Source organism: Synechococcus sp. OH2 (genome assembly GCF_047462155.1).
Taxonomy (GTDB): Bacteria; Cyanobacteriota; Cyanobacteriia; order Thermostichales; family Thermostichaceae; genus Thermostichus.
Map to the genome: position 1 here is coordinate 69,973 of NZ_JANSIR010000083.1, position 4,899 is coordinate 74,871.

A 4,899-nucleotide genomic window follows, 5' to 3' on the forward strand; every position below is an offset into this window, starting at 1 on the left:
CCACAGTAAATCTCACCATCGCTTCTCCAGGTTCGCCGGCTGATGGCTCCACCTCTGCCCGGATCCAGATCCGCCCGCTGGGAGGAGTAAACTTGCAGGCATTGTCCAACAGCTTGCGCAAGACCTCCACCAGCCATTCCCCATCCGCCTTGACCATCGGCAGCCGTCTGGGCAGCGCCTGCTCGATGGTGGGTAACTCCTCGTGCCGCCGTCGCGCTTTGACGTTGCTCAGGGCCAGCTCCACGCATTCTTGGGCAGACAACGGCTCGATATGCCAGCGAACGCGACCGCTTTCCAGCTTGGAGAGGGTGAGAAAATCCTGCACCAACTCCCGCAGCCGACCGGCATCTTGCAGAGCCGCATTCAACATCTCCTGGCGCATCTCCAAGGGCATATGAGGATCGCCGGCCAACGACTCCAGACACACTTGAATGGTGGACAAAGGGGTGCGCAGCTCGTGCCCGATCACAGCGATCAGCTCCGACTTGGCCCGATCCAGATCCTGCAATTGGCGATTCAGCTCTTCCAGGTGCTGGTAGGCTTCTGCCTGTAAGAGGGCCACCCCCACTTGATTGGCAATGGCTTCTGCCAACTCCAGAGTGGCCGGCTGCCAGCGGCGAGGGTGTTCGTGGTGCAGCTCCAAGAGGCCCAGCAACCGCCCCTGATAGAGAATCGGCAGAGCCACCCAAGCGCGAATTTGGGCTGGCTGCCACAGCTCCGGCAGGCAATGCAGACGCGGATCCTTCTGGCTGTCCTCGCAACACACCAGGCGTGCTGAGGCCATTGCCTCCTGCAGAAAAGGGTTACTTTGCACGGGCCAGAGGGATCCCTTGAGGCTGCCCATCGTTAGAGTGTGATACTCGTGCTCGATCTGGACAGCAGGAACCTGGCCATCGTAGCGGTAGATCAAACAGCGCCCCACTCCTGCCGCTTGCCCCAATTCCTGCACCGCAATGGTCAGGATATCGCCGGGATGCAAAGACTGGCGAATGGCGCTGCTGATGCGGTTGATCAAGCGTTCCTTGCGCTCTTGAGCCTGAATGGTGCGATAGGCCCGCTGCAGCTTGTATTGGCCTGCCTGAAGATAGGTGATCAGCCGCTCTGTAAAGGGCCCTGGGTTCAGTTGGCTGGCGGAATTCTGCGGGGATCCCTCCAGGTACTGGCGAACCGGCTCCAAGCGAGGAGCCAGATCCGGACGGTAAGCGAGGATCTTCGGCAACAGAGCCAAAGCCGCCTGGGCGGCGATCAGGCGCTCAAATGACCAGATGCCGTCGAACTGCCGCGCCGCATCGATATCGCTGCCTTGCCAGGGCCGCTCCCGACACACCAAGCAGGTGGCATAGTGGGCGTCGATAACGATCAAATGCCACTCCTGAGCCAGTGGATCCTCCGGATCCAGGGGGATAAAGTTAGGGGGCAGGTCAGCCTGAGCCCCATCGGGGGTAGCCAGCACAAACACATCTTGGGCAACCGCGCTGATGCGACGGTAGCGCCGCGCCTCCTGGCGGTAGTAGCGCTCCTTTTGAAAATTGGCGAACACCCACGGGGATCCCTGACCTTGCAACACCTGATCCTCGATGGCATGGCTAAGGGCAACCAGAGAAGACTTGAAATAAAGCTGCGGGCGCAGATGGGGCACGGCCTGTAGCAGATCGCTCAATAGGGAAGTCCGACTCTGACGGCTCTGGCGGGATCTAGGGCGGGTAGAAGTCATAGCCCTATTGGCAAGTTCGGTTGGCAAGGAGTAACTTAGCCGTGGAGAAAGCGCCTGGCGGGCTGGCCTAGGTTTAGTCTAGCGGTTGGCTTCTGCAGCAAGGCGAACTTAACGAGCTGCAAGATCTGGCTAACTTGGACTAAGAATTGTAAAGTTGCGTGTAGACTCAATGTCGGGATCCCGGTACAGCCAAGAAGACGTGCAGCAGATCCTCCAGCGGGCCATTGCCCGCCAGCCGCGCCTGGGCGAGTTTACCCGCGCCCAGTTGCAGGAGATGGCCGCCGAACTGGGGATCTCACCCCAAGAGCTGGACTTGGCCGAGCAGGAATGGAAGGCTTGGCAAGAGCTGAACAACCAGCATCGCGAGTTCCAGCGCTACCGCCGTCGGCAGTTTTACCAGTTGCTGGGCCGATACGCAATTGTCAACAGCTTTCTGCTGGGCTTGGACTGGCTTTCCGGCGGGGGGCTATCTTGGTCGCTGTTTATACTCATGGGCTGGGGCTTGACAGTTTCCCTCAAAGGCTGGAACGCCTACCAGACGGAGGGGGAACGCTACGAGAGAGAGTTTCGCCAGTGGCAGAAGAAACGTAAGAAGCAGCTCCAGCGTCGATGAGAAACATCTCGTCTCTCTGCTTTGAGCAGAGGTGGTCTTAGAAAGAGGCTAGCGGCAAATGCTAGTATAGGTACTTGGCAGAGGCAGATGCCTGTGCGGGCGTAGTTTAATGGTAAAACCGCAGTCTTCCAAACTGCTGTTGTCGGTTCGATTCCGTCCGCCCGCTTCCAGAAAACAAACCTGCTCTAGATGAGCACTCTCAGCCTTAAACCTTAGCTGGGGGTAGAGTTAGGTTCTGAATTGGGGTCGAAAGCTGTCAATGGAGTGTCTACTAACTGTCTGCAAAGGGGTGGGGGTGGACAAAAAGTTAGTAGCCACCTACACCTCCTATAGGATTTTGCTTTTGAGCTGGCGCTACTGGTTGTCGAGGGAGGTGCCGGACAGAGAACTTGGCTAGAGCTTTATCCGGCAATGAACTAACAATCGCTCTCCAAGGCTCGCAACCAGTTTAGGCTAGGAACTACCTCTTGGAGCTTATTGCCGCTAAGGCCTGGCGATGCAAGTTGGGGTTAGCCGCCGCCAGCACTTCCCCCTTGGAGGTGCGAGTCAAGGGATCCCCCGCCCAGTCGGTAATCACACCGCCGGATCCCTCGATCACCGGCACAAGGGCGGCAAAATCGTAGAGGGCAAGGCCACATTCCATGACCAGATCGATGTAGCCGCTGGCTAAGAGGCCGTACTGGTAGCCGTCGCCGCCGTAGGAGGTGATGTGGACCAAGCGGCTGAGCTGCTGAAAGCGCTGCTGCTGGTCAGGCTGGGTGAACAAATCGGGGGTCGTGCAGCTTAGGTAGGCGCGGCTGAGGTCAGTGGTGGCTTTGGTGCGCGTGAGCTGTTGGGTAGAGGGGGTCATCCATCGGGTTGGTTGTCCCTGCACCCCTAGCCAGCGCTCACCCAACACTGGCTGATCGATGATGCCCAAGACAGGGCGGTCGTTTTCCAAAAGGGCAATCAAGGTGGCAAAGGTGGGTTTGCCAGCGGAAAAGGCAATGGTGCCATCCAAGGGATCCAAAACCCAGGTGTAAGAGGAACCGGTCTGGTGGAAACCAAATTCCTCGCCAAGAATGTTGTGCTCCGGCACATGGGCGGCTAGCAGGGCCCGCATTGCCCGTTCGGCTTCCCGGTCGGCTATCGTTACGATAGGGGATCTGGCCTCTTTGTACTCGGCCTGCAGCTCCCCGCGAAACAAAGGGCGAATCACCGCTCCGGCCGCGTCGGCTAGGGCCTGGGCTAAGGCAATCCACTCTGGCTTAACCACTCTCTTACCTACCTTATCGGGGCTGTATCCTCTCCTAGCATAAGGAAAGATTTTCCCGCGGCTATGCGCCCTGGCCGGCTTCTAACCCCTCTGGAATGGCTTTGGACGGCGATTGGGGTGATCTTGACCATTTTGGGCACCCTAACCCAGGTGAGCTTGCCGTCTCAGTGGCCAGGGGTGGGAGGGTATAGCTTTTCCCTACAAATTGGCGGCATGCTGCTGACGGCCTGTCTAGCGGGGCCGGTGGCGGCAGTGTGTGCCCAGATTGTCTATCTGGGATTGGGGTTGGCGGGGCTGCAGGTGTTTGCCCAGGGAGGCGGATGGCAATACCTGTACCAGCCCGCCTTCGGCTACCTGCTGGGCTTCCTGCCCGCGGCCTGGGCCTGCGGGACAATGGCCTTTCGACACACGGATCCTCACTTGCCGACCGCTTCCTTTCCCCCTCGCCGCAACCCCTACGTGCTGCCCAGCATCTCTGCGCCAGTGCGCCTGCAGGACTTGGGATCTGCCAGCTTGGCAGCTCTGGCCTTGGTTCACCTGACCGGAATTGTCTATCTTTTGGCCACCCAACCTTGGGATGGGGAGTTGCTGAGATTGATTGGCCTCTACTCAGGCTACACCTTGCCGGGGCAGCTCATCGTAGCCGGCTTTGTTGCTGTCATGGCCTTGATCCTGCGGCGCTTGCTGTTGTTTTAGCGCAAGAGATTCTCTATCTTTGCGCGATTGCGCATCTGCTCTAGGGCTGGAACAGCAAAGATTAGCCTAGAGGCAAACTTGCCCCCGCGAGGGGACAAGGGGTTTCCAAGTTTCTGCAAAGTTTTGTGAGGAGAGACAAGAATGCGACGCGCTGTGCTAACTCTCTTGGCAACGGGCTTTCTAGCCACCCCTCTGACCGCCTGCGGCAACAGCGGCAGCTCTGGCGGATCGATTATCGTTCCACCCCAAAGCCCAACCGTTGCCTTTATCAATCCGCCTACCTCTGTGCGCATAGGCACCTCCACACCGGCTTTCACGGTGCAGGTGAGTGTGCCCGGCGGCGCCCGCTCAACCCAGTTTGTGGAACTGGAAACCTTTAACCCGCTTGGCACGCGCGTCCAAAGAGAAGTCTTTAACCCCCAGCAGGTTGGCTGCAGCCCAGGTGCCACTTTCTGTAGCTTCAACACCGACTTCCGGGTTGCTCCTGGCGATCCTGCCGGCGTTTGGCAGTTCCGCATCACCGCTTTCGATCAGCAGAACCGCTCTGGATCCCAGAGTCTTCTGATTACAGTCTTTCAACGTAAGGCGCGGGATTCCCCACCCGGGTGGGGAGGGATAGCG

At 58.8% G+C, this 4,899-nt stretch carries 5 protein-coding genes and 1 tRNA gene; 4 read left to right on the top strand and 2 right to left on the bottom strand.

The genetic code is table 11. The features are described 5' to 3' along the window. Nucleotides 1–1,714 (bottom strand): DICT sensory domain-containing protein (locus NW835_RS07800; protein ID WP_414414973.1); only part of this gene is annotated, 1,714 nt, incomplete at its 3' end. 154 nt (nucleotides 1,715–1,868) lie between these two features. Between NW835_RS07800 and NW835_RS07805 the strand changes: the two genes are divergently transcribed. Together NW835_RS07805 and NW835_RS07810 are read left to right on the top strand one after the other, a co-directional pair. Then, complete coding sequence (locus NW835_RS07805; protein ID WP_414366426.1) at nucleotides 1,869–2,327, top strand: 2TM domain-containing protein; 459 nt, start codon at nucleotides 1,869–1,871, stop codon at nucleotides 2,325–2,327. 95 nt (nucleotides 2,328–2,422) lie between these two features. Further along, nucleotides 2,423–2,493, top strand: a tRNA-Gly gene (locus NW835_RS07810). Between the two features lie 294 nt (nucleotides 2,494–2,787). Here NW835_RS07810 and hisN read toward each other — a convergent pair. Next, on the bottom strand, nucleotides 2,788–3,582 hold the full coding sequence (gene hisN, locus NW835_RS07815; protein ID WP_414414974.1) for a histidinol-phosphatase: 795 nt from the start codon (nucleotides 3,580–3,582) through the stop codon (nucleotides 2,788–2,790). A 63-nt stretch (nucleotides 3,583–3,645) separates the two neighbouring features. Between hisN and NW835_RS07820 the strand changes: the two genes are divergently transcribed. After that, a complete protein-coding gene (locus NW835_RS07820) occupies nucleotides 3,646–4,278 on the top strand; it encodes a biotin transporter BioY (protein ID WP_414376144.1) in 633 nt (210 codons plus the stop codon). A 141-nt stretch (nucleotides 4,279–4,419) separates the two neighbouring features. Beyond that, on the top strand, nucleotides 4,420–4,899 hold a 480-nt coding region (locus NW835_RS07825; RefSeq protein WP_414414975.1), incomplete at its 3' end, for a hypothetical protein.